The organism is Desulfosporosinus metallidurans (assembly GCF_001936615.1).
Lineage (GTDB): Bacteria > Bacillota > Desulfitobacteriia > Desulfitobacteriales > Desulfitobacteriaceae > Desulfosporosinus > Desulfosporosinus metallidurans.
Genome location: NZ_MLBF01000239.1, coordinates 1 through 268, shown reverse-complemented (window position 1 = coordinate 268; position 268 = coordinate 1). Strand labels below are relative to the sequence as shown.

1 protein-coding gene is annotated in these 268 nt (G+C 45.5%); it reads left to right on the top strand.

Annotated elements, in window-relative coordinates:
• A partial coding sequence (locus DSOL_RS28610) for a hypothetical protein (protein WP_207649705.1) occupies positions 1–223 on the top strand: 223 nt, incomplete at its 5' end.
• Between the last annotated feature and the right edge of the window lie 45 nt (positions 224–268).

Sequence of the window (268 nt, the reverse complement as noted above, 5' to 3'; positions counted from 1 at the left end):
TATTGTAGTAAATTGGAGTGCATCAGCAAATGCAACCAAATATGGCCTTACGGTTTGGAAGGCCCCCTATACAACTGACCAATACGCTGTTTGGGATAATTATGTTACAGGAACTTCAAAGGATATAGGAACATTGCCAGCTGGAAGTTACCTTGTACAAATGAAACCTTACAACGCTGCAGGGGGAGGTCCAAACACTAATATTGCCAGTTTTACTCAGTAACAGCCCCCGCACCAGTTCAGCCTGTTGCCACGCCATCTCCGACTG